At 44.6% G+C, this 26,665-nt stretch carries 17 protein-coding genes; 8 read left to right on the top strand and 9 right to left on the bottom strand.

Going from position 1 to position 26,665, the window contains the following annotated elements; genetic code table 11:
* The first annotated feature begins 3 nt into the window (after window positions 1–3).
* Window positions 4–2,379 carry a translocation and assembly module lipoprotein TamL gene (gene tamL, locus ABR189_RS23570; RefSeq protein WP_354662950.1) on the top strand — a complete coding sequence of 792 codons (2,376 nt, stop codon included), beginning with the start codon at window positions 4–6 and terminating at the stop codon, window positions 2,377–2,379.
* A 6-nt stretch (window positions 2,380–2,385) separates the two neighbouring features.
* On the opposite strand, the gene ABR189_RS23565 is transcribed toward tamL, so the two are convergent.
* Window positions 2,386–2,808, bottom strand: a complete 423-nt coding sequence (locus tag ABR189_RS23565; RefSeq protein ID WP_435575333.1) for a secondary thiamine-phosphate synthase enzyme YjbQ — start codon at window positions 2,806–2,808, stop codon at window positions 2,386–2,388.
* Between the two features lie 351 nt (window positions 2,809–3,159).
* Between ABR189_RS23565 and ABR189_RS23560 the strand changes: the two genes are divergently transcribed.
* From ABR189_RS23560 to ABR189_RS23540, 5 genes are all read left to right on the top strand, one after another.
* Window positions 3,160–5,556, top strand: coding sequence for a TonB-dependent receptor (locus ABR189_RS23560; protein WP_354662949.1), 2,397 nt, complete (start codon window positions 3,160–3,162; stop codon window positions 5,554–5,556).
* 41 nt (window positions 5,557–5,597) lie between these two features.
* The gene (locus ABR189_RS23555) at window positions 5,598–6,845 is read left to right on the top strand and encodes a DUF4374 domain-containing protein (RefSeq protein ID WP_354662948.1); all 1,248 of its coding nucleotides are present in this window, start codon (window positions 5,598–5,600) and stop codon (window positions 6,843–6,845) included.
* A gap of 131 nt (window positions 6,846–6,976) precedes the next feature.
* Window positions 6,977–7,342 (top strand): GntR family transcriptional regulator, encoded by a 366-nt coding sequence (locus ABR189_RS23550; protein ID WP_354662947.1) that lies wholly within the window; start codon window positions 6,977–6,979, stop codon window positions 7,340–7,342.
* Between the two features lie 4 nt (window positions 7,343–7,346).
* Window positions 7,347–8,276, top strand: coding sequence for a slipin family protein (locus ABR189_RS23545; RefSeq protein ID WP_354662946.1), 930 nt, complete (start codon window positions 7,347–7,349; stop codon window positions 8,274–8,276).
* A gap of 113 nt (window positions 8,277–8,389) precedes the next feature.
* A complete protein-coding gene (locus ABR189_RS23540; protein ID WP_354662945.1) occupies window positions 8,390–9,691 on the top strand; it encodes a carboxylesterase family protein in 1,302 nt (433 codons plus the stop codon).
* Between the two features lie 30 nt (window positions 9,692–9,721).
* Here the strand turns inward: ABR189_RS23540 and ABR189_RS23535 are convergent, their stop codons facing one another.
* Genes ABR189_RS23535 through ABR189_RS23525 form a run of 3 tightly spaced genes read right to left on the bottom strand, consistent with a single transcriptional unit; the run spans window position 9,722 to window position 13,475 of the window.
* Window positions 9,722–10,519 carry a penicillin-binding transpeptidase domain-containing protein gene (locus ABR189_RS23535; protein ID WP_354662944.1) on the bottom strand — a complete coding sequence of 266 codons (798 nt, stop codon included), beginning with the start codon at window positions 10,517–10,519 and terminating at the stop codon, window positions 9,722–9,724.
* A 57-nt stretch (window positions 10,520–10,576) separates the two neighbouring features.
* On the bottom strand, window positions 10,577–12,100 hold the full coding sequence (locus ABR189_RS23530; protein WP_354662943.1) for a glycoside hydrolase family 32 protein: 1,524 nt from the start codon (window positions 12,098–12,100) through the stop codon (window positions 10,577–10,579).
* 28 nt (window positions 12,101–12,128) lie between these two features.
* Window positions 12,129–13,475, bottom strand: a complete 1,347-nt coding sequence (locus tag ABR189_RS23525; protein ID WP_354662942.1) for a sugar porter family MFS transporter — start codon at window positions 13,473–13,475, stop codon at window positions 12,129–12,131.
* Window positions 13,476–13,788: 313 nt separating this feature from the next.
* Here ABR189_RS23525 and ABR189_RS23520 point away from each other — a divergent pair, with 313 nt between their 5' ends.
* Together ABR189_RS23520 and ABR189_RS23515 are read left to right on the top strand one after the other, a co-directional pair.
* Complete coding sequence (locus ABR189_RS23520) at window positions 13,789–16,566, top strand: substrate-binding domain-containing protein (RefSeq protein ID WP_354662941.1); 2,778 nt, start codon at window positions 13,789–13,791, stop codon at window positions 16,564–16,566.
* A 119-nt stretch (window positions 16,567–16,685) separates the two neighbouring features.
* Window positions 16,686–17,318, top strand: a complete 633-nt coding sequence (locus ABR189_RS23515; protein WP_354662940.1) for a hypothetical protein — start codon at window positions 16,686–16,688, stop codon at window positions 17,316–17,318.
* Window positions 17,319–17,358: 40 nt separating this feature from the next.
* Here ABR189_RS23515 and ABR189_RS23510 read toward each other — a convergent pair whose 3' ends face one another.
* Genes ABR189_RS23510 through ABR189_RS23490 form a run of 5 tightly spaced genes read right to left on the bottom strand, consistent with a single transcriptional unit; the run spans window position 17,359 to window position 26,523 of the window.
* Window positions 17,359–18,525 carry a DUF4855 domain-containing protein gene (locus tag ABR189_RS23510; protein ID WP_354662939.1) on the bottom strand — a complete coding sequence of 389 codons (1,167 nt, stop codon included), beginning with the start codon at window positions 18,523–18,525 and terminating at the stop codon, window positions 17,359–17,361.
* A 56-nt stretch (window positions 18,526–18,581) separates the two neighbouring features.
* Window positions 18,582–19,715 (bottom strand): DUF4855 domain-containing protein, encoded by a 1,134-nt coding sequence (locus ABR189_RS23505; RefSeq protein WP_354662938.1) that lies wholly within the window; start codon window positions 19,713–19,715, stop codon window positions 18,582–18,584.
* Between the two features lie 34 nt (window positions 19,716–19,749).
* Entirely contained in the window at window positions 19,750–21,468 is a 1,719-nt protein-coding gene (locus ABR189_RS23500) for a DUF5018 domain-containing protein (protein WP_354662937.1), read from the bottom strand.
* Window positions 21,469–21,499: 31 nt separating this feature from the next.
* Complete coding sequence (locus ABR189_RS23495; RefSeq protein ID WP_354662936.1) at window positions 21,500–23,134, bottom strand: RagB/SusD family nutrient uptake outer membrane protein; 1,635 nt, start codon at window positions 23,132–23,134, stop codon at window positions 21,500–21,502.
* An 11-nt stretch (window positions 23,135–23,145) separates the two neighbouring features.
* Window positions 23,146–26,523: a SusC/RagA family TonB-linked outer membrane protein gene (locus ABR189_RS23490; RefSeq protein ID WP_354662935.1), complete on the bottom strand. Its 3,378-nt coding sequence runs from the start codon at window positions 26,521–26,523 to the stop codon at window positions 23,146–23,148.
* Window positions 26,524–26,665: the final 142 nt, after the last annotated feature.

Genomic DNA, 26,665 nt, shown 5'->3' with positions numbered 1-26,665 from the left:
TTAATGAGCATAAGAATCATTACATATAGTTTACTGTTACTGCTGCTTTACAGCTGCAACATCTCCCGGCATATGCCAGCCGGAGAGAAACTCTATGGTGGTAATGAGATCATTATAGATAAAGCCGCCAGCGCCACTGCCCAGGAGGCTGTCTATGCAGAAAAGAAAGCTATTGCAGCCGTGGCGCAAAAAGAGAATAAAGCTACCCTCGGCTTCCCCTTTCCGGCTTACCTGTATTACAAACTTGGTGACCCTCTGAAAGATAAAGGGTTTCGCAAGTGGATGCGCAGGAGGTTCGCAGCCACCCCTATTACAGATAAAACCATTCATACTGCCTTAAGCGCCCAAATGCTGCAAAGCACCATGCAACAGGAAGGTTATTTTCAGACTACCGTTTCGGCAGATACTATCCACAAAAAATATAAAGCCATTGCGCGCTACACCATCCACCTGAAACCAAGATATTACCTTGACACGATCCACTTCAACACCGATAGCACCCAGCTTCGCCAGGAAGCAGCAAGGATATTAAAAATGCCGGAGTCCAATCTGCAAACGGGTGCTCCGTACCGCCTGGATGACTTTAAAGCAGAACGGGAACGTATCTCCTATAAAATGAAGCAGCAAGGGTATTTCTACCTGGATGCCGAACAATTTACTTCTATTGCAGATACCTTCTCCACCAAACATGGCGTAAACCTGGTGGTAGACCTGGCACAGCCACTGCAGGAAAAAGCCCGCCAACAATATTACATCCGCGACATCCGTATCTATCCCAATTATACGCTGAATAATCTGGAGAAAAATGATACTACCGCTGCCCAGCTATCTCCGGGCGGATTACAGATATTTGATAACAAGCACACATTTAAACTGGATATGTTCGATGACCTGATCACTTATCAGCCAGGAACATTATATAACATACAGGAAATGGAACGTACTTTCAACCGCCTGTACGGAGCAGGTGTATTCAGGTTTGTAACTTCCGCACCTGAGGCAGTTAACAAACCGGATACCCCCTTGCTGAACATCAGTTATTACCTGACTCCCTTGTCCCGGAAGGCAATACAGTTTGAAACAGGCGGCAATACAAAATCCAACAATTCCTATGGTGTTCAATTGGCTTTAAGCTGGAGCAACCGCAATACCTTTAAAAGAGGAGAACTTTTATATGTTCGCCTGAATGGCGGTGCAGATCTGCAATTCCTTGGCAGAGAGGCCAAAAGTTATAATTACAAGGGCGGTATTGAAACGGGTATCTCATTCCCTAAATTCCTGATCCCTTTTTTCCAGGGTAATTTCTCCAAAGCCTACAATATGAGGACCATTTTCAGTACAGGCTATGACATGCTGATACGTTCTTCCTTATATAATATCCATGCCTATAAACTTAATTACAGTTATGCCTGGAAGACTAATGTGAATACAGACTTAACACTTACACCTCTTAGCATCAACTACCTGCAGCATTACAATATCAAAGAAGCAGATCTTCTCGACCCTGCCAATGCAAGCTACAAAAACATCTTAAACACCTACCTTAGCAATGAATTGATCATTGGCTCCCAGTTCAATTATACCTATACCAATCATTCCGAAATTACACAGCGTAATTATTTTGCTTTCAGCGGCAACCTGGAATTGGCTGGCAACCTCCTGGGGTTAATTAAAAGGGCTGGCATGGATGGGGACTCCCTCCGCAAATTGATATTGAAAGTACCATTTGCCCAATATACAAAGGCGGATCTGGACTTTCGTTATTATCACAAGGTTTCTTCCCATGTGCAATGGGCCAACAGATTATTCCTCGGTATTGGTCTTCCTTATGGCAACAGTGGTTTTCTCCCATTAGTAAAACAATATTTTGCCGGCGGAAGTAACGGGTTAAGAGCTTTCCGTCCGCAAACCATTGGGCCGGGCGCATTTCATATACCCGACACATTAGATACGGAGATGCAGAATTTCTTCCGGAATACGCCCCAAAGCGGAGATATTAAAGTGGAACTGAGTACCGAACTAAGATTTCCCGTTTTGGGTAATCTGCAGGGAGCACTGTTTATAGACGCAGGCAATGTATGGGTAAAAAAAGTTAGTTTCTTCTATGACCTTGCAGAACAAGTGATTGATTCTACCCGTACTTCTTTTTCCAACAAAACCTTTTCCAGTACTTTTTATAAGGAACTGGGCGTTGGCGGAGGGCTGGGTCTACGGCTAAACTTTCCGTTCCTGATCATACGCGCTGATCTGGCCATGCCTTTCCGCAAGCCCTGGTTGCCGGAAGGGCAACGTTGGGTCTTTGATCAGATTGCGCTCTTTAGCCCTGAGTGGAGAAAAGAAAACCTGGTCCTGAATTTCGGAATTGGTTACCCTTTTTAGCAGTGCCTATATCCCCCAGGCAGTAATCACCACTTCCCTTTCGCCACCTGCATCCCGGTGCTCGCACAAATAAATACCCTGCCAGGTACCTAATGCAAGTTTCCCGTTATGCACCGGAATCAACACTGCACTACCCAACAGGGAAGATTTAAGATGTGCAGGCATATCGTCCGGCCCTTCATCATTATGCTCGTAATCCGGATCATTTTCGGGTACGATCTTGTTAAAGTAAGTTTCAAAATCCATTCTCACCGTTGGATCTGCATTTTCATTGATGGTGAGTGCAGCAGAAGTATGCCGGATAAATACCTGGCACATACCTGTTTTCAGCTCACTGAGCTCTGGTAATGCCCGGGTTATTTCGGTCGTAATCAGATGGAATCCCCGGCTCCTTTGCTTGAGGCGTAATGCCTGCTGATACATTTTCATTCGCCAATACTTTACTGTAAAAGTACACAATGATATGGCAGCAGCCTATTTCAAAAATTTTCCCATATTCGAAAACAATTTCTCCTGCACAACACGATCTTTGTGGTCTTATTTTAAATACAAATAAGGCTGCAGCAGTGGTTGCACATAGTGTAAGTAACAACCAGGACATTGTGTTTACCTTAAAAAAGTAGACGCAACGACAAATGAATGGGAGTAATTTTTCCCTTTTTGATCAATGAAACAGGATATACCTTCATCATTCGTATAATAAAAAAAGCCACACAGTTCTCACCTGTGTGGCTACCCTCCTTATGAGAGGGGCTTAAAACGTGGTAAACATTAAAAGCAATGCAAAATAAGCAAATTTTGTTGACGATAATGCTATGCCTTTTCTTTGGCCTGGCTAAGTCTCAATCTCCTGTAACCTATCAACTGGAAGGCGTTTTACAAGATGATCATAACGACGCAATTCAAGGTGTAATATTATTAGTACAAACAGGCAAGGGAACCAATACCTCAGAAAATGGCAGTTTCAGATTTCCCGGTCTTGCCGCAGGAAAATATACATTGGAAATCCGTGCCATGGGTTTCAAAAAAATAATAAAACAAGTACAACTACCTGCTGATAACGCCAGACCGTTAATCATAAAATTAAAGAAAGACAACCAGGGACTGTCAGCGGTAACCGTATGGGGCAAAACAGCGGCAGAAGCAGTACGCCAGCAGTCTTACAATGTAGTAGCAGTTGATGCAAAGAAACTATATAATACTACCATGGACGTGGGACAGGTGCTCAACCGTGTATCCGGTGTACGGGTAAGAGAATCCGGCGGCGTAGGTGCGGATATTAACTTCTCACTAAATGGTTTTACAGGACAGCAGGTAAAGTTCTTTGTAGATGGCATGCCCATGGACAATTTTGGCACTTCCTTTCAGCTTAATAACATCCCTATCAATTTTGCAGAGAGGATTGAAGTATACAAAGGGGTCGTACCCGTTTGGCTCGGTGGGGATGCCCTGGGAGGGGCAGTAAATATTGTTACAAATACAGCTCCCCGTACCTATCTGGATGTCTCTTACTCTTATGGTTCTTTCAATACACACAAGACGGCTATCAATGCAGGCATCATATCCAAAGCCGGGCTTACCCTCCAGGTAAATGCCTACCAGAATTACTCGGATAACAACTATAAAGTAGATGTAGATGTAGCCGACCTCGAAACAGGAGTCTATACACCTATGCGCGTACGTCGTTTCCATGATACCTACCATAATGAAGCGCTGGTCACCAATGTGGGAGTAGTAGGGAAAAAGTATGCCGACCAGTTGCTGATCGGAATTATGCTGGGAAAAAACCAGGCAGATATTCAAACTGGTAATCGTATGTATGATGTATACGGTGGCCGGACCCGCAGTGGCAATATTATCCAGCCTACCCTGAAATACACCAAGACCAATCTGTTTGTAAAAGGATTGAACCTTCGTATTTCCGGAATGTATAACCCCGGCGAAGAAAGGTCTGTGGATACCCTCTTCCGCATGTACAACTGGCTGGGGCAATGGCAATACAAAGATCCTAACAACCCTGAAACACCCGGTGGGGAATCCAGCAGGATGGACTACCGCTATAAGAACAACAACGGCATCGGTAATTTCAACTTGTCTTACCAGTTGAATGATCACCATTCCTTTGTATTAAGTAATGTAATCACCAGCTTTAACCGGACCGGCGTTAATAAGTTTGATCCGGACAATGAAGCAGATAAACAACCGAAGAAAACGCTCAAAAATATTGTGGGGCTGGGATATAAGTATGACTATAATGAAAGATGGAGTACCAGTGTTTTTGTGAAAAATTATCACCAGTCCAGCAAAACAAGTATACTCGCAGAAGGCGAATATTATCACAAAAATGGTAGTGTTGACCAATGGGGATATGGCCTTGCTTCTACCTACTTTATTTTACCTGCATTACAGGCCAAAGTTTCTTATGAAAAAGCCTACCGCCTGCCCAATAATGATGAGTTGTTTGGAGATGTAATTAACCTTACCGGGAATCCCGATCTGCGGCCGGAGAGTAGTGATAATATCAACGTTGGACTGAACTATAGCTTTACACTGAAACAGGATCATCATTTTGTACTGGATGGCAATTTCATATTCCGGAACGCGAAGGATTATATCCGGAATCAGCTGCAAGGTGTAAGTTTTACCGGCCGTACACTCATGGTACCGGTAAATACCCGTGATGTTACCAACAGGGGGATAGATGCTGATGTACGCTATACTTTCCGCGATTTTTTCACTGCCGGTGTCAATATTACCTATCAGAACCTACGGAATAATACCCGTATAGAACCAGGCACTACCATACAAAGCCCGGTGTATAGAGACCGTATCCCCAATATGCCCTATTTATTTGGGAATGCGAATGCTTCCTTTACTGTGCGGAATGTGGGCTGGAAAGACACCCGCCTGACTATAGGTTACAATATGTTGTTTGCAGAAAAATCTTATCTACGCTGGCCCAGCCAGGGTTCGGCAGATACCAAATATTTCGTACCCCGTCAGTTTTGTCACGATATAAATGCTGTGTATTCAATAAAAAACGGAAGGTATAATGTAGGGGCCGGCATATCTAATCTGTTCGACAAAGCGCTGTATGACAATTTCAGTTTGCAGAAACCGGGACGTGCATTCAATATCAAATTGCGGTATTTCTTCGTAAAGAACAAAATAAACTAAAAATAAATTTCATCATTTTTCATCATAAAAATTCTAATACAATGTTTAGTAAAAGGCAAGGTAGTCAGCTATTGGCAGGGCTTTGTATGACTGCTGTTTCTCTTTTCAGTATCAGTTGCAGTAAAGACAAGGATCCGGTAGATAATGGTCCCGGAAATGGCAATGGCAAATCAAAATTTGTTTTTGTGGTGTATACAGATGGCTCCGGAGGAGAAGCCGGCCGTTATATTGTACCTATTGATGATCCCACTAAAGGTACACTTTCCACTACCGGTATAGGTGTGGAAACAGAAGCCTATTCATTTATCCGTCAGAACAACAGGTTGTTCGGTATTGTATATGCTGCGCAAGGCCCTACCACTCCTTATAAACTAGATGCAACCGGCAAACTGGTGCAGGCTGCTGCTTCGATAAATACGGAGTTTACAGGTATTTACGGTGCGGTAAATAAAGATGCCTATGTAGGTGGATCCGTAAACCGCTCCAAAGAAAGTGCAGTAGCTACCTTATATCGTTTCGATGCGGTAGGGAATAAAGTGGCAGGCCGTAATACAGTAGATCTGGCTAAAATTACGGGTACCGATGAGATGGCTGTATGGACAGGGTTATCGCAGGTAGGCAATAAAGTGTACATCCCCTATTATTGCACCCCAGGCGTGAGCGGAGAAAATACCAAATACGTAGACAGTACCTGGATAGCAGTATTCTCTTATCCGGAGCTGGCCTTTCAGAAAGTGATCCGGGATGGCCGTACTGGTTTTATCGGTAACTGGTTTGGCATGCAGGGAGTACAGCAGATTGAAGATGGCGATGTATATGCATGGTCTACCGCCGGCCCATCAGGTCCATTAAAATCCACCAAACCCTCTGCCATTATCCGGATCAAAAAGGATACAGAAGTGTTTGACCAGAGTTATTTCTTTGATATTGAAGCAGCAACCGGTACCAAACTGGCGCGTGGAGAATACATTGGAGATGGCAAATTCCTGATGACTTTATACGCTACCACTGAAACCGGCGGCGTAAGCGGTGGACGCGTAAAACTGGCTATCGTAGATGTACTGAAGAAAACAGTTACCAATGTAAGCGGTGTGCCGGAGCATGCACAGATGAGTTATAACATGAAGGTGTATGTAGAAGCAGATAAAAAGACTGCTTATTATGTCATGAAAGAAGATAGTGGCAAATTATACCTGTACGTGATTGATGTAGCGACCGCTACAGGAAAACAGGGATTATATTTCCAGGGTATCAGTGATGTAACCTCTATCACAAAGCTTGATTATTAATCATTATTCCCCGCATAACACCAACCATGGGGCCTCATTCGTGAGGCCCTTTTTTTATAATTTCTTTTTACTGAGGAATTGAAAATTTGTTGTATACTTGTACTATATCTATAGTACAATAAGACACCTATATGATTGACTTTAAACTAGATCCCAAAACAGGCACCCCGTTTTACCGGCAAATCATCGACCAGATCAAGTTTGGCATTGCGGCGGGCAACCTGAAAACCGGGGAACAGTTGCCTACTGTACGGGCGCTGGCAGTGGATTTGAAAGTAAACCTGAATACGGTGGCTAAAGCATATAAGGAGTTGGAAATTCAACATATCCTGGAAACCCAGCAAGGCACCGGCACCTTCATCAGTGAAACAAAAGTCCAGATATCAGCTCAGGAGAAAAAGGGGAAATTAAAGGAGATCTGTGATGAGTTCACCACTATTGCATTTAGCTATGGATTTTCGATAGACGACATCATCAAACAACTAAAAAAACAATAATCCCATGAGTTCAAAAAAGAATGTAAAGCTAGGGTTTAACCCAATTGCAACAATGGTCTTTTTAGTGTTGGTTGGAGTTGCTATCGGATGCTTCTATTTAGGGTATATCAACGTATTTTTCCTGGTTCTTTCCCTGATCATTGCCATATTGGTAGCCAATTCCATTAATATCGCCGACCAATGGGAGAAAGCGGTTATTCTAAGGATGGGTAAATACATAGGCTTAAAGGGGCCCGGCATCTTTTTCATTATCCCTATTATTGATAAAATAGATAACTACATCGATCAGCGGGTAAGGGTAACTGAATTTAAAGCGGAACAAACGCTGACAAAAGACACCGTACCTGTAAATGTTGATGCCGTAGTGTATTGGACAGTCTGGGATGTAGAAAAGGCAGCATTGGAAGTACAGGACTATGAAACAGCTATTGCCTATATCGCCCAGACAGGATTAAGAGATATGATAGGCAAACATGAACTGGCTGATTTGTTGCAGGAAAGAGATAAGGTAGCGGAAGTATTGCAGAAAATCCTGGATGAACATACCGATCCATGGGGTATTACCTGCCAGAGTGTAGGCATAAAGGATATCGTTATTCCTCAAATATTAGCTGATGCAATGAGTAAGGAAGCACAAGCAGAAAGAGAGCGCCGGGCAAGGGTTATTCTGGGAACCGCTGAAACAGAGATTGCAGAAAAATTTGCAAAAGCCAGCGAGCAGTATATTAATAATCCGGTGGCACTGCACCTGAGGGGGATGAACATGCTGTTTGAAGGTTTGAAAGAAAAAGGATCCATGGTAATAGTACCCAGCTCAGCACTAGACTCTATGAATTTAGGGGCAATGGGTGGATTGATTTCATTGTCAAAAACAAATGAAGCAGCACAGACACCCACCGGTACAAAGTCCAATAATCCAGACTTCAAAGTATAAATATGCATAAAAGTCTTTATCTCCTTTTGCGCTTTCTTTTAGCCCTTATGGTGGCTGCTGGTTTATTGCAGGGTATGCTCCCCTACCCTGAAATTTTTTCACAGCAATCATTTATGCCATGGATCCTTGTAACGAATGCCATTGCGCTTATGGCAGCCATGCTGCTGCTGAAATACTACTATTATTACGGGTATAAGGCTACTTTCTCTGCCGCGTTAATTAGCACACTTGCCAACTTAATTTACGCAGTTGTCATATGCCTGATGCTGTTATCAAGGGGATGGGAAAGTTATTACCTGCCTATGTTATTATTCTCCCTGAGCGCCAATGCAATATATGCCCTGTGTCTTACATTTTCCACTACAGGAAAAAGATACTGGCTCAGGATCTCAGGTATTTTTATGCTGCTCATCAGTCTGCTTTTATTATCAGTAACTATCTGGTCCCTGTTCGTTCCAACTGTAACGGTGAATGGTACCGCAGGGAAATTATCGAGGTGGATTACTACAGCGGGAGCATTAACTCCCTTGCTATTTATTATGCATTTCCAAAGCGAAATCAGGCTATTAAAGACGGTAAACATCAATACGCCGCCGACGAAATGGATAGGGATCCTATCGGGAGTAGCAGGTCTGCTGGCTTTAATACTCACCTTCACCTTTGGCACAATGCTGACCTCCGAAAGCTACTCTTCCATATACTGGGAAAAACAGAATTTTGAAAAGACAAAAGCATTAGCACAATTATTTGAAGCCCACACTTTTGTCAATAACCAGGGAGACACCCTATACTACCGGCTGCTAAAACCCCTGGATTATGATCCCGGCAAACAGTACCCATTGGTCATATCCCTGCCTTATGGCGGCCAGCCCGGAACAGATCCCATAAGACAAATTCAGGGAGCTGCTGCTGCCGAAATGTTATCAACTGATATGAACAGGAAAAAGTATCCGGCATTCCTTTTTATTCCGCATTGTCCGCCAGGTTCTGGTTGGGGCGGTATTCCCAATTACCCGTCCATAGATTCACTGGTGTATGAAGCGATCCATTCATTAGATGAACAACTTTCCATTGATACAACCAGGCGCTACGTAACAGGTATTTCAAGGGGTGGTTATGGTACCTGGAATTTTATCTGTACGCATCCTGAAATGTTTGCTGCTGCTATACCGGTTTGTGGAGGAGGGGATCCAGCACTTGCAGCAAAGATCACACATGTGGCGGTGTGGGCTTTTCATGGCAAACACGATAAAAATGTCCCTGTTAGCGGCTCACGTGATATAATTAATGCCATCAAAAAAGCTGGTGGAACGCCCAGATACACCGAGTATCCTGATGAAGGGCATAATATCTGGTATCAGGTAAGTATTACTCCCGGACTGCTGGACTGGCTCTTTGCCCAGCGACGCGAATGAGGAAGTAATATTTCTGTATTTATCTTTTCATCACTCTATTGCTCCCATCGTCTTCAGGATATGCTTCGTAATTTCTTTTCTGCACTGGCCAAAATTGGTATTAACAACGCTCCTCGGCTTTATAATACGGGTGGCAAAAAAATAAACGTTATCTTTTCGTTCCACATATCCTACCCACCATCCCACATCCTCATTATTAGCCCTTGTCCAACCGGTTTTTGACCGTATAATATAGTTATCAGTAGTTTCTGTAATCATTACCCTCTTCAGAATTTCTATATTACGTTTGGAAAAGGGTAGGCTGCCTTTATATACTTTAATTAAAAAATCAACCTGGTTTTTAGGTGAAATTTCAAATTTCCCAAAGTTCCAAAAGTCAGTTCCAGCTTCATCCAGTTTTTGGTTACCATAATTGCAGGCCTTTAAATAATACCGGTATTGCGCTCTGCCAATCTTTTTCGCCAATTCTATAAAGACCCAACCTGCGGAAACTTCGAAAGCCTCTTTTACAGTCAGGTCTTTATAGATTTCCGGACGGTAACCATAAAGGGTGGTATCAGTAGTGCCCACCCATTTAATCACCTCATGCTCATCCCTGATCACCCCTGTTTGTAATGCAATGAGCAAATTCACTACTTTAAAAGTGGAAGCTGGCAAAGTAGCTGTCTTTGCATCTTCGGGATCAGAAAAAGTCCATTTTTTTGTTTTATAATTATATATCGTAGTACTACCCTTGATATGACATTCCTTAAAAGGTTGGGCCAGATCAACCTGTGCGGTTACGGATAGAGAAAAACAAATGGAGGCCACAAATATTAAAATACGCATCAGTAGTTACTTAAATAATTACTAACACGTAAGTTAATATATTGCTGCCATATCCCCTTACTTACCCAGATCCCATCCTTTCAGCGTATCTACCTGTACTGCTCCTTTGGCAAACAGCGTCAGGCCGGTAGCATTTTCGGCAGGAAACAGCAGCGTGGTCAGGACTTTCTCTCCCCCATTTACAAACACTTCAAGGGATGATTTATCAAACAGTACCTGTAATCTTACCTTACCATCTTCCGGCGATACGGCCATTTTCTCCGTATTCCCGGTTACGTTACCGTCCTTTATTTGGGTAATGTATAATTCCTGGCGCTGCGCATTATATCCTATCACCGTTTCAGCCACCACCTTATCACCATTTTTTTGCTGTGCAATGCGGAAACCAAATTCATCTGCACCTCCGGTAGCAAAAGTAGCATCCAGCCAATAAGCATTAGAATGGAAGCGCTTCGTATTATTCAGTGTCAACCCACCAGTGACGGTGAACTGTTTTTTAGATAGCCGCTTCGCAGCCGGCAGCTTTACCAGTGAGGAGGTAATCACAGCAGCAGGTTGCTGGTACAGGCGTACACCTTGCGGAGTATGCTTCAGCAACATATCCCGGGGAATGGACATTTGCCCCCGCCAGGGATGTGTAGGTGTTTCAAAAGGTACCAGCCATCCTATCATTGTCTGCTTATTCCCAGGCAGATGGTTAAAAGGAATCGCAGCATAGAATGTTTTGCCATAATCTATAAACAGCTTGCTTTCCGCAGGATTATCATTGATAAAACGGCGGCCGTCAAAATCACCTGTAAAATATTGCAGCCCCTGCTGTGCATCCGGATTGCCGGATGAAATCATCAGCACCCATTTCTTTTTGGCAGGGTCTCCGTCAACATACATAGGTGTAAGTGAAGGGCATTCCCATATTTTGCGGGTATCTCCCTGATTACTGAATTCACTGAGCAATTCCCATTCTTTCAGATTAGCAGAGCTGTAGAACAATATTTTATGTGCCCCAGGCTCCGCTACTGTCATCAGCCATTTACGCTGGTCCTCCAGCCATATCACACTAGGATCGCGGAAGTCGCCCTTATTGATATCTACTACCGGATTACCCGTGTAATTAGTATAGGTGAGCCCTCCGTCATTACTATAGGCTATAAACTGCGATTCCTTCCCTTGCTTGGGTTGATGCCCGGTATAAATAGCAACGATAGCACCTTTACCATGTTTCCCGAACCCGCTGGTGTTATGCTCATCCCAAACAGCCGAGCCGGAGAATATCATAGTGGTAGTATCCTTTGTTTCTATTTCCGGGATGGCAACCGGAAGATGCTGCCAATGCAACAGATCCCTGCTGGTAGCATGGCCCCAGCTCATGTGCCCCCATTTGTTCTCAAAAGGATTATGCTGGTAATACATATGGTATACACCGTTCAGGTAGATAAGCCCATTAGGATCATTGAGCCAGTTTTTTTCTGCTGTAAAATGATACACGGGCCTCCACTGCGGTGTAGGTACCGGCTGTTCCTGTGCTTGCAGCAACATGGGCATAAGCGCCGCTATCGTCAGTTGGAAAAGTTGCTTTCTCATATTTATCTATATTAATCAATTTTTAAGTTTAATGCATCATCATGCCCACCTCTATTTCTTCCAAAGTTTTTCCTTTTGTTTCCGGCATCCATCGCAATACGAACAGCAGCTGTATCACCATCATCAAACAAAAGAAACTGAATATATGCCCCCCACCGATACCGGCGGCCAGGTAAGGAAAGGTAAAAGCGATAACAGCGGCCATGATCCAATGTGTGAAGCTGCCCAGTGTTTGCCCCTTAGCCCTCACCTGATTAGGAAATATTTCTGCTATAAATACCCAGATCACAGCACCCTGCGAAAAAGCAAAGAAAGCAATGTACACCAGCAAGCTCACCACCACGAGCATACCGCTGGTATGTTGATAAAAGGAATAAGCGACCAGGCCCAGCGTAACAATCAAGCCCAGGGTACCAATAAGCATGAGCCGCCGGCGCCCAATCCGGTCAATGAAACGTATGGCCACCAACGTAGAAAGGAAATTCACCACACCAATACCTACGGTAGACAACAGGGAGGCACCCGCCGCCAGGCCAGCCATTTCAAAAATACGGGGAGCATAATATATAATGGCATTAATGCCGGATACCTGGTTAAACAGCGCAAACAATACCGCCAGCATTACAGGGGTACGGTACTTGGCGGTAAACAACCTTTCTCCGGATGTACGGCTGTCAGATTGCTGTCCCGCAACAGCATTCAACTGTGCCTGCCGGATCACTGCTATATCATCTGCATAACCCAGCGGATTCATCACTTTCAAGGTAGCCACAGCCTCCGCTTCTCTTTTGCCCTGCAGCAAAAGCCAGCGCGGACTTTCTGGCACCCAACGCAACAACACCAGAAACAGCACAGACGGTACCGCTTGTATGCCCAACATGAGCCGCCAGGCACCTTCTCCACTCAGGCCTATCAGGTAGTTCGATAAATAGGATACAAGGATGCCGAATACCACATTAAACTGAAAAAGGGCTACCATACGCCCCCGGTACTTCGCCGGGGCTACTTCGGAGATGTATACCGGGGCTGTTACAGAAGAGGCTCCTACCCCCAGCCCACCCACAAAACGGCATAACAGGAAAAAATACCAGTTAGTGGCCAACGCTGTACCTGCAGCCGACAATAAAAATACCAACGCTACCAGTATCAGGGTGGCTTTTCGCCCCAGCCTGTCTGATGGGATACTGCCTCCCAGTGCTCCAAAGACGGTTCCTATTAAAGCTATGGATACAGTTAAACCATGCTCCATCGGTGTTAAATGCCAATATTGTTGTATAAATTGTTCCGCTCCGGAGATAACTGCGGTATCAAACCCAAAAAGAAAACCGCCCAATGCTACTACAAAAGCCCAGAAAAAAATGATCCTGTGATGCATCCCTTAATAATTTTGTATCGTTAAAACCTTCGGATGAAACCATGTGTTGAGGTACCTGTTTTAAGAAAATACAGCCTACCAGGTTTCATAACGCGAATTTGTTTTCATGCCAAACCTACTTCACCATCAGGCGATTCACTTATTGTATAGCATCTATTTATTCTAAAATTGTAACATACAGGAATAAACGATTAAACACTTTTGATACAACTAATTACATATTACCCAAAAGATATTACCAAGAGGTTATTTTCAATTTTGTATCATTGTCTTTAGAAATAGGATCATCCTGATAGCTTAAAAAATTGCCACGTTGCTTTCCAGATCATTTATATATTTCATATGCTGTTGCCTGACCATTGCCATTCTTTCGCCGGGTTGCCGGCAGGTGGATAAGCCCCGATACCGTATCGGCTTTTCCCAATGCACCGGTAATGACGACTGGCGGAAGAATATGCTGGTAGAAATGAAGCGCGAGCTGTTTTATCATCCGGACATGCAGCTGTTGTACAAGGATGCTGCAGATGACAGTAAACGGCAAATAAGCCAGATCCAGGAACTGCTGGCCGAAAACATAGATATCCTGCTGGTATCCCCCAATGAAGCCATCCCTTTGGCTCCTGTCATAACAGCGGTATATCGTAAAGGAATCCCCGTGATCATACTTGACCGGAAAGCGGCTACAGATTCATTTACCGCCTATATAGGAGGGGATAATTATAACATAGGCAAACTGGCAGGGGAATATATTGCAGGCCTCCTTGGTACCAAAGGCCGTGTGGTGGAAGTGACCGGTCTGAAAGGCTCCTCTCCCACAATAGAAAGAAGCCAGGGACTACATGATGCGCTCAGCCAGCACCCCGGACTACAACTTACTGCCAGCCTCGAAGGGAACTGGGTAGCCGGTAAAACACAGGAAGTGGCTGCCCGTAACAAGGCCCTCCTGCAACAGGCCGATGTCGTATTTGCCCAGAACGATGTAATGGCGTATGGTATGTACCGTTACTGTCAGGCAAATGCACTTCCTCATATCCGCTTCATTGGCGTAGATGCCAGCCCGTACCCCGACGCAGGCATTGACCTGGTTGCCCGGGGGATACTCAGTGCATCATTACTATATCCCAGCGGAGGCAAGGAAGCCATCAGCATGGCGGCAGATATCCTGTCAGGCAAAAAAGTACCCCGCAATACCCTGTTGCAAACAGTGCTGATAGATAGCAGCAATGTAAAACTGATGCGCCTGCAGATAGATAAGATACAAGTGCAGCACCAGGAAATTGAACAACAACAGTCACTGCTCCAGGAGCAACGCAGGCAGTACCAGGATCAACAACACCTCCTGCGCATTGTAGTCACCACGCTTTGTGTTGCATTCCTGCTAGGTATTATATTGATCTTCATACTACGCACCAACCGCCGTATTAACCGCCAACTGAAACAGCAACGCGACGAAATACAACAACAACGTGACCAACTCGTGGAAATGACGGCCAAAGCACAGGAAGCTACTGAAGCCAAATTCACTTTCTTTACCAACCTTTCTCATGAATTCCGTACCCCGCTAACACTTATTCAGGCTCCGCTCGACAATCTCCTGACCAGCAGACAACTATCATCTCCGCAAAAACAACAGCTGGAACTGATGCGCAGAAACGTGATACGGCTTATGCGGCTGGTAAACCAACTGCTGGAATTCCGGCGTATAGAAAGCGGTAAACTACAACTGCAAGTATCCGAAAACGAACTGTCTGTTTTCGTGACCGAGATCATGGAGGCCTTTAAAGCCATAGCCATTAAGAAACATATCGATTTCCGGCTTATCAACCGGCAGCCAGGTATTAAAGCATGGTTCGACCAGCGTTTATTTGACAGGGTATTATACAACCTCCTATCCAATGCCTTCAAATTCACCAGCGATCACGGCAAAGTGCACATCTGTCTTGAACAACCGGAACATAGTCAGGATGTTTTGATACACATTGAAGACGATGGGGCAGGCATGGACGAAACAACCCTGGCGCACGCCTTTGAACTATTCTACCAAAGCCGGGAAAGTGAACATAAAGGCACCGGTATCGGACTCGCACTCACCCGCGAAATTATTTCCCTGCATCATGGCAGTATCCGCGTGGAAAGCAGCAAAAATGCCGGTACCACCTTCACCATTACCTTACCCGCGAAAAACAATGCCTTTGCACCGGAAGAAATACAGCAGGAGCAGGAAAGTATAAACATTTTCCATCAGCAACTGAATTGTTATGTGGAAGAACTGGAGCAAACGATCCCTGCCACTTCCGGTGCAAGTACCGTAAAAGAACATACCCATTCATTGCTGATTATAGAAGACCATCCCGATCTCAACAACTTCCTGGTGGGTTACCTCAGCGAACAATACGAAACATTTCATGCCACCAATGGCGACGAGGGCCTGCAACTGGCCTTCCGGCATATACCAGACCTGATCCTTTGCGATATCATGCTGCCCGGCGCCAATGGTATACAGGTACTCCGCACCCTTAAAAATGATATCCGTACCTCCCACATTCCTGTGATACTTCTCAGTGCCAACAGCAGTGAGGAACAACGCATAGAAGGCATGCAACACAATGCAGACGCTTATATCAGCAAACCATTTAATCTCAAATACCTAGAACAAAATATTACGAGTATGCTCAATAACCGGGCAAGACTCAAAGATCATTATATCGCAGAGCCGGAAACACGGGTGCATACCATACAGTCCGATAAAACAGAACGCCGGTTCATAAACGATTTTACTGCCGTGGTGGAAGAACATCTCAGCAATGACCAGTTCTGCGTGGAAGATATCTGTCAGCAACTTTCTATCTCAAAAATGCAGCTATACCGTAAGGTAAAACAGCTGTTCGACTGCAATGTAAATGATTACATCCTGGAAGCCAGGGTAAAGAAAGCCCGTTACCTGCTGGCCAACTCCAGACAGTCTGTTTCAGAAATTGCCTATGCCTGCGGATTTTCATCGCCCGCCTATTTCTCTACTGTATTTAAAACAAGAAACGGTCAAACTCCCAAAGCATTCAGAGAACAGATAAATAAAAAAACGGGCTCCTGAGCCTTCTGTAATACCTACATTCTTATCTACTGCAAATCTCCACTTTAGCATCTCAAATAATTAAGTACTTTAATATCCGGATTATCTTTTCAATCAATCATTTTAACCTGTATCAAACTATGTTCAGGATTATATTATTGCTGTCTATCATCATCCTGAGTAACGGTCATGTAATGGGGCAGTCTTCCAAAAAAGAAGCAATTCAGCACTTTCGGGATATAACCCGTCTGGACACCTCCGCTATAAAAATGGGCAAACACCTTGAATATGCACAGCCCTATTCTGTAAAACAGTATGTGGAATATCATGCTAAATATGGTACCACAGACATCTCCAAAAAATGGGGCACAACAATTATTGAACAGCTATACCAGGACTCCACCTATACCTATTTTGGCCGAAAAGCAATGTATGGCTTGATCAACTTTTTCCGTGTTAGTACTGATGAACTGAAAGGCCTGAATTACCAGGAATTTGACGGAAACTTTCTGAGAGAAAAATTCATTGCGGAGATAGTACCTGAAAGCGATAAACAAAAAGTAGAGCGAAACAAAGATTACAGTGTAGGATTTTATACTGTAGACTTCAAATACAATTATCTGCCTGAAACAAAATCACTTGAGGTCACTTACAGATGGAAAATCCGCCACGACTATGTGGTATCAGTCATCAATAAAACCTATAAGGCGGTATACGACCTGAATGCGAAACAATTTGTACAGGTATCCCCTCCACATAACAAGAAAGGCTAGTCTGAAGACCAGCCTTTCTTGTTACATTTCTCCCCTCCGGTTAATACGGAGGATTTACCACTTTCTGCCGGGCAGTAACAATCTCGCAAAACTTCCTGTATAATGAATCCAATGTCGGGTGATAATCTTTTTGTGTGAATAGCTTCAAGATGGTACTTTGAGACTGATAATAGGTCAGCTTCATGGAAGAATACACATTATTAGTACCAAAAACATCCAGGTATTCATACATTTTATTCCGGTATGCGGCATAATACAACACATTGTCATCAAACTCTGCTTCCAGATAGGTACCATTCGCATATGCTGCATTGCAGGCATCCTGCAGACGGCTATATGGTACATTGCTGTAGAAGTAATAATTAGGCTGAAGATAAGTATCAGAAAAACCGAATACCTGCGGGTTATTGTATCCCGGGGATTGCCACCAGGGAATCCAGGTAAAACTGTAATTCTTTGTGCCCAGATAATTACTTACATCCAATGTCACGTTCTGCGCATCACCCACATCTTCTCCAATCCAATAAAATCCATCCAGCACCAGGTGCCTGAAATTTGCACTGCTGAAACGTGTCACTACCTCGTCGATAAACCATTTACAGGCTGCCGTCCGGTGCGCATCATTTTGAAAATTAAGCCATACACCATCTACCATTCCCCAATTCATTCCTACAGACTTCAACGGCTCCGGTATCCCGATCACAATCTTCCGCTTCGTTGGTGGCTGGCCCGCACTCCAGGTAGCATCATCTATTGCCTGGTCAAGTGCGTGTAACGACCGCCCTGTTGTAAAGTATTTATCAAGGAGCGTATTCCAGTTGGCCTTTTGTGCAGGCTTATTGGGATCACCATGCCCAACGGTAAATGAATAATCCCACTGATCCTTTAATTCAAGCAGTAAAAACCCGTCGAACATCCAATCATACTGGTTTTGCGCATTCTTGTATACTACATAAGGATGAAAAGCGTAATAGTCCCACTGCTGACCAATATTATCAGTTCCCGCACCATAGATAAGCACCATATCGCGTGCTTTTGTCTTAGGTGGAGTAACATTAGTAGTAAACGTCGCCTTTTTTAAATCGCTCCCCAAAGCACTATCCTGTTCAAGATCACGGTATCCTTTTTTGCAGGAAGCAATGCTCCCTATAAATAATAGGCCCAGGCCCCAGTAAAACAGCTTAGATGTGATGTTAAGACAATTCATAGTTGATCAGTTTAGTGTACTAAAAAATCATTCCTATCAGGTCAATATAATCCAACTCAATTCCCTATATAAGCAGGTTTATCTACTTTCTGCCGTTTTGTTACAATCTCACTGAACCGCTGATACAGTGCTTTATCCATAGCATTTGACGACTGGTATAATTTCAAAATGGTATTCTCTGACTGATAATATGCCAGTTTCTTGTTTTCATAAACATTATTCTGTTCAAATACCTCCAGGTAATCGTACAGCTTCTGCCCTTTTCCGCCCAACACCCGCTCATCAAACTCCACCTCCAGGTTGATCTTGTATTTACTGGCCTCATTACAGGCTTCCTGCAAACGAGAGTAAGGAACATCATTACTGAAAAAATAGTTAGGCTGCAGATATACATCGCTGAATCCATAAGGCTTGTAATTATCATACCCAGGGGATTTCCACCATGGAATCCACAGGAAAGAATTTTTCGCCTTTTCCAGGTGGCTGCCTATAGCAGAAATGATAGGAGCAGTATTTTCCACTTCTTCCGCTATCCAGTAAAACCCTTCCAGTTCAATATTGGCATAACCAGCAGCAGCAAATTTCTCCTTTACCTGGTCTATGAACCAGTTACACGCGGTAATCCGGTCTTCGTCTTTGGAAAAATCCAGCATCTTCCCATTCAACTCACCCCATTGCGTAGCACCTTTCATTGGTTCGGGAATCCCTACTATGACTTTACGTTTGCGGGCAGGTGCTCCTGTTTTTACAATCACATCAGTAATACACTGATCAAGGGCGTCAAACGAATGATCCTTGCTGAAGTATTTATCCATCAGCGATTCCCATTGCGGCTTAAGGGCAGGTTCAGGAGAGTGCCCTGTAGTATAAGCATGCCCCTTACCATCTTTCAGCTCAAGGAACAAAAACCCGTCAAACATCCAGTCGAAAGCACTGTTGTTTTCATATACTACATAAGGGTAGAAAGCATCTTTTGCCCACACCTGCGGGCCATCGGCTCCACCACCATAAATAAGCACCAGGTCCCGGATATTTGTTTTCGTTACATTCCCTTCCGGACCTTCAGGTTCAGTTTTGGTCGTATCTTTTTTCTCATTCCCGTCATAGTTGGGATACATATATTGCTTATTACAGGATATCGCAGACAGCGACACCAGCATTAGCACGAGGAAAAACGTATTCCTTCTCATATTTAAAGTCGTTTGATGTGATTGATTGTTGTTGCTATTCTACCTGGTATTCCATCCTTAATTTCCTGACACCTGCATTTCCTGCTGCCTGGGAAGAAACCGCAGTAGTACCTACATAGATATCCGCATTGAGGCCATTCACAGTTACGTGTACATCTCCGGAGCTCAGATCCGTTGTCATACCAAGCGGAGCTGATTCAAACAGCTTGAGATTTACATATCCCGGATCTCCGGGCGCCAGTGCCAGCTTGCTCATGTCTGTAATATCATACACCAGTATTCTGGATTCACTGTTGCTCTTCAGCCCCTGCGCCAGCATCGCTACAAACCTATCGCCGTTTACAGAAAACACATCATAGGCAAGTATTTTGTAAGGATGGTTAACAGGATTCAACCGGTGATATACGCCCCCCTCATCCAGTATTTCAAAGCGGCTGCCTTTCCCATCTGTTTCAGTAGCACCTTCATTATACCAGCTGAAATACATGTCTGATTTTGTATCAGCAGTGCCACGTTTAACAGAAGCAATGTCCCAGGTACCTCCTGTTTTGGCTGGATCAAATTTGGTCACAACAGGCCTGGGTGAAGGTGATGCGCCATTTGTCAGCTCCCAGGAATAATACTGCCCGTTTGACATCGTGGTATACATATAGGCTTTACCAGATTTTGTATCACCGGTAATATTTACCTTGTTAATACCCAGCTGTGCAGGAATAAACTGGGGATCATCCCATGAAACCAGGTTCAGTATCTGCTCCGGATTACTTTGTAAATCATTATATCGATAAAGAATAAACCCTTTTCCGGACTCGTTCCAGGTACTTACCAGGAAGCGGCCCTGATTATCTGTTGCTACACGATAAGAGAAAGTAGTAGGTGGGTCTATTTTTTTCACCAGCCGCCCATCAGCAGCATTGAATACATGCAATTTCCCATCAGAGTTCCAATCCTCAAACTCAGGAATAAAGAAGTATTCATTCGAAACTGCCAGGCTCTTGATATTAGCACGGGTAAGTCCCAGTTCTTCTACAGATCTGAACCACAATTCCCTGAACCTGGCTTTGGTAAAGTTGGCTGGTCTTATAGCAATGTAGTGTGTGCGCAAAGTACCCATCCCATCAGTAACCTTTATCTCCAATGGTTTGGTAAAATCAACCGGCACATCTTCTTTGAGTTCAGGCGTCATGGTACAGGTAGGTTCCAGCTTTACATTCACCAGCAACCGGGTCTGGTCCAAAGGATCCTTAGGCGTATTGGGAATGTCAATATACAAGGTATCTCCATTGTTATAGGGCGCCGCCTGGCTGGACTGATATACCTTCGTTTGTCCTTCTTTCTTCACCGTAAACTCCAGTAACCCTTTGGTATAGTTCATGCCTGTTTTCCGGGCACTGAGTTTATATTTTTGTTGCGTGCCATTAGCCGCAGTTACCGTAATTTCTATCGGGCTGGTCAGGTCTTTGATACCTACCAGACCTGGGGTGATAGTAGCGCCTACCGGAATAGATGCCACAATTTCCATTTTTGAAATATCGGTTTCCACCAGCGGATCCGTACCTGCCTGGTAAATAGGCACGTCAAAAGACACCGTACCTTTACTAACTACACCAGGATACTGCTTGTCAGTGCCGGCAAATTTCACGTAGATAGATCTTATTTCGTTATCACTCCCATTAAACAGTGCATCCGGTTTGTGGCACGCTGCTGCAGCCAGCAAACAGGCAATGCCCGCTATATATCTGAACAGTTTCATTGATTATTACTTTAGAGCGGTAATTGTTAAATTATTGCCATGCAGGATCCTGTCTGCATTCCAGATTGTTCTTCGTCTCAAAATCAGGAATAGGCACCGTGTAATAGCGGTCAGGGAAAAAGCGGTCCGCTTTATCACAGTCTACTATATTATACTGATAAGTATCTCCTGTTTTTGTGATCTCCACACCGTGCATCCGGACACCATTCAATACTGTTCCTGCTTTCTTCCATCTTCTCAGGTCCCAATAACGATGCCCTTCAAATGCAAACTCACACATCTTCTCCTTTTGCAGATCCTGGAGGTAGTCTTCCTGTTTGTACTTTACAACAAGACCTGGCAGCCCTACTCCCGGACGCTCTCTCAGCATATTCAGATATCTGTAGGCAGTAATAAAATCACCTTTTCCACGACCATATGCTTCCGACAGAATAGTCAATACCTCTGCATATCGCAGCTCTATCCAATACTGATCCCCTTTCTCTGCAACAAAATCCTTTGTCTTGTTTTCCAGAAATTTCCGGATAAAGTATCCCGTTACGGTCCTGTTCCTGGCATTACCATCGAAGTATTCAATATAACTATCCGTACCGCCTACATAAGTTTCTATATTCCGGCCCTTCCAGGGAGCACCATTATATAGAATAGTAGCATAAAACCGGGGATCCCTGTTCACATAAGGGTTAGCACTATGATCAGGATTTGCCCAACTAAATGGCTCCCATTTATTCCCCGTCTTGATATCGTATTGAACCACCAGCTCCTCCGTAGGAGAGGCATATCCGCCATAACGTTCTATATCGCCAGTGGGGGCAAAATACTTATCGAAATCATTGGTGAGGTCCGGCCGCTTATAATAAGCTGCCAGTATCAGTTCCTTATTATGAGGTGTATAAAATACATCGCTGAAACTGTCCATCAGCCCATATCGTCCACTATTTGCAATAGATTCCACTTTCCGGCCGGCTACAATAGCATCATCCCACTTCTCTGCATATAGGGCCGATCTGGCCAGCAATGCGTAGGCGGCTCCTTTTGTAATACGTCCCCAATTGTTGTTGCTCCATTGCTCAGGAAGCTGCTCCGCTATAGCTTTCAACTCTGTCATCACCCATTGCCAGCATTCTGCGGTAGTGGAACGCTTTTTATTTTTCTGCTCGGGACCATCCAGCACTTCATTATCCACCCGCAACACCACACCTCCATGCCGGATAATCAGTTTACTGTAAATAAATGCCCGTAGGAAACGGATTTCTGCCAGGCGCATAGCCAGCTCATCACCACTGATATTTCCGCCGTATTTATGTGCGTCGATAATAAACTCGTTCAGCTTTTTGATATTACCATAGGTAGCCGACCAGGGACTCAATGCCTCAGCGGTATTGGGCGACAAAAAAGCAGGCGACAGGCAAACCCTGTTATGATACGTGTCCATGTAAGTCTGCGAATATTTCAGGATATCTGAATATCCATCACTCAGGTTAGGACCGCCTACCTCCGCAAATTGATACAACGCGCCATACAGGCTGTTTATATAGAGGTCAAGGCTATTGACATTTTTCCAGACCACATTGTTCGAATACTTATCACGCGGCTCAACATCCAGCGTATTGGTGCAAGACAACGTGCAGGATACCAGCAGAATTATATAGAATACCTTTCTCATGTTTCAGTGAATTAAAAAGTCAGGTTCGCACCAAAACTGTAAGTCCGTTGTTGTGGGTAATACCCGTTGTTAACACTGGGACTCTCAGGATCGATGTATTTAAACCCGGATAAAGTGAACAGATTGGTGCCGGCCAGATAAAACCTGAGCCCCTTAATATTGATAGCACGGAGCACGGTAGCTGGCAGCGTATACCCCACCACCGTATTCTTAAGGCGCAGGTAACCTCCCCGCTCTACCCACCAGGTAGCATCCAGTGAATTGCCTCCACTGGGAATCAATGACAAACGTGGATAACGTGCATTCGTGTTTTCAGGTGTCCAGGAGTTTTCCAGCAAATAACGGGGGCTGTTATATCCATTACCGTAAAAAGGCTTGGTAAAGATGGTATTGTCCGGTATACCGTTATCATACATTCCGCTTAACAGGATATCATTCAACGCAGCTCCCTGAAACATCATGGAAAAATCAAAATTGCCATACCTGAGATCAATATTAAAGGCGTACATCAGTGGTGGTATGCCCGGCCGCGTAGCGATGGCCATATCCTCTTCCCGGGTCAGTTTGCCATCTCCGTTCATGTCCTTGTACATGATATCTCCCAGCCTTTTATAACCACCACCGGGAGGAGCCGGACTGTTCTTTAATTGCTCTTCTGTCTGAAACAAACCTGTTGCCACATACGCCAGCCGCTGTCCGATAGACTTTCCGATCATGTTCTGCCAGGGATGTACATTCTCTGTTTGGATAATAGACAGGATCCGGTTCTTCGAATAGCTGAAATTACCGGACAAAGTATACTGCAGTTTACCTATACGGTTCCGGTGGGATAACTGGAGCTCAATACCCTTTACATCTACCGAACCACTGTTTTCTATTTCCGGGAAGTTGCCTCCCAGAGAAGAAGGATATACATTACCGGTATTTTGGAGAATGTCATAAGTGTACTTATAAAAAACATCTACTTCAGCACTCAGCAATCCCTTCCACATCGTAAGCTCTGCACCCAGGTTGTAGGTTTGTGTTTTTTCCCAGGTAAGATGTGTACTTGGATAGGAAGTGGAAGAGCTCAATCCATACAGCGTGTTAAGTTTATCTCCCAATGCTATAACCGGTGTTTTGGTAAGATTAAAATATTGTTCATATAAAAATGGATTAACATTATCCCTGCCCAGGATACCTGCAGAACCGCGCAATTTCAGCAGTTCTACATTCCGGAAACGGTCTTTGAAAAATGACTCTTCAGAGATCACCCATCCTGCGGAAACGGAAGGGAAAAATCCCCAACGGGAATTTTTAGGGAACTTGTAAGAAGCATCATATCTGAAGGCTACTTCCATCAGGTATTTGCTGGCATAGGAATAGTTCAGCCGTCCTACATATCCTGCCTGTACGGTCTGGGCAGATCCACCGGAATTGGGTACTGGGGGAAATAGTTGCCCGAATGATAACTCAGGAATGTCTTTCATGGGATAACCCCAGCGAGAAGCATACATATTATTGCTGTTTCCTTTTTGCCACTCATACAGGAACAAGCCGCCTACATGATGTTTTCCGATCTCGCGCTCATACTCCAGCGAGGGACGGAATACGGTATAGTCAAAATTATCCGCCGTCTGCAGCAGGCTACCGGTTGCCATATAACCATCAGAAAGTGTTTTGCCATATTGACCTGTTTCTGACAGGAAGGTGTTAACATAATATGGCGTGGCAAATGTTTTGGCGTCTGAATACTTCCGGTCATAACTTCCGAACAATGATGCTTTCAATCCATTGATAAAAGAAGGTGCGTACGTGATACGGGTAGAAGTTTCTACCATAGTGTTCGCACTCTTCTGGAACCCACTGAGCTCTGCCACTGCAAAAGGATTCAGCGTCATATAAGATGAGCCGGTAGGCAGCCCTTTATATTCAAAAGGCAGGAAGGGATACATATAGAGTGCCTGGGAAATAGGACTGAAAAGCGATTGCTTCTCGTAGGAAGCAGCACCGGGCGTGTTCAATTTTTCCACCCGGCCGGCCAGGTTCAGAGAAATAGTCCAGTGTTTGTTCGGATTCATGTCCAGGTTTGCACGGGCATTGTAGCGTTCCAGCTTCATATCCTTTACGATCCCACCTTGCTGCATGGTACCAATACTGGTAAAGTACCGGATATTATCTGCTCCTCCGCTTACCGACAAGTTATGCTGGTTTACAAAAGCAGGTTTGCCAAGGAATTCCTTTTGCCAATTGGTGTTTTCAAGTCCGTCGGAAGGATCACCATTACTCATTGCCGCTATCTGTTCTTTAGAAAACCATTGCCGGTTACCATCCATCTCATTGGCCTTGTTATGCCAGTTGGCATATTCCGTACCTGTAAGGAAATCAGGCAATAAGGTATTGTGAGAAACAGTAGTAGACCCGGTATAGGAAAACAGTGGTTTGCCACCCGCCTTTCCTCTTTTGGTAGTAATGAGGATAACACCATGTGCACCCTTTACACCATATACGGCAGAAGAAGCGGCATCTTTCAGTACTGTCACACTTTCAATGTCGTTCGGATCTATACGGCCAAAGGCGCGTTCCACACCATCTACCAGCATCAGTGGGGAAGAATTATTAAAAGTGCCGGAGCCCCGTACCAGCATGGTAGCATCGTCATAGCCCGGTTGGCCGCTTGGTTGCTGAAATACGACGCCGGGGAGTTTTCCTGTCAGCATCTGGCTTACATTGGTCATAGGAGCTTTAACCAGGTCTGCCGCAGATACCTGGGCTACCGATCCGGTAACATCAATTTTTTTCTGTGTGCTATAGCCCACTACTACCACCTCACCCAGTTCGCCCCTGGTTACTCTGAGCGTCACGTTGATACGGCTCCGTGATTGCACGGCTACTTCCTGTGCTTCAAATCCGATCAGCTTGAACTCCAGTACTGCTTCACTATCTGCTTCCAGGCGGAAGTTCCCTTTTTCATCGGTGATAGCTCCCCGTGCTGTGCCCCGGATCTGTATCGTCACCCCTGGCAAAGGAGCTCCGGTAGTATCTGTCACCGTCCCTGTTACGGTAACAGGCGGGACAGGCAGCGCATTGTCTATGGCCTGTCGGGCCGACTCATTTTTTCCGGCAGTGATGAATACATTTTTGTCTGCGATACGGTAGTCCAGATTCAGTCCTTTAAAGCACTGATCAAGGACCGCATTGATAGCGGCGTTCTTCACCTTGATACTCACCTGCAAACCGTGCAGCCGGTCATCATTATAGAAGAACACATAACCGGTCTGCTCCTTGATATGCTGCAATACGGTTACTACAGGCGTATTCTTTTCGTCCAGACTGATTTGCCCATATCCTTTGGCGCTTATCTGCACCAGCGCCAGGCAAAACAGTAAGACCGTCAAACTCATCCGCATAATAAGTTGTTTTGTAAAAAGGCGGTGTAGCACCAGACCGCTGCCAACACAGGCATAACCTGTTCGGGGCTGGTAAGCTGACCTCCGGGTACAGGGATATAAAACATCCCCAGATGTTGTTGAATTCATTAACTTTAGCATG

The sequence above is a fragment of the Chitinophaga sp. H8 genome (assembly GCF_040567655.1).
GTDB lineage: Bacteria > Bacteroidota > Bacteroidia > Chitinophagales > Chitinophagaceae > Chitinophaga > Chitinophaga defluvii.
Note: the sequence above shows the minus strand (reverse complement) of the source record. Positions and strands in the feature narration are given on the sequence as shown.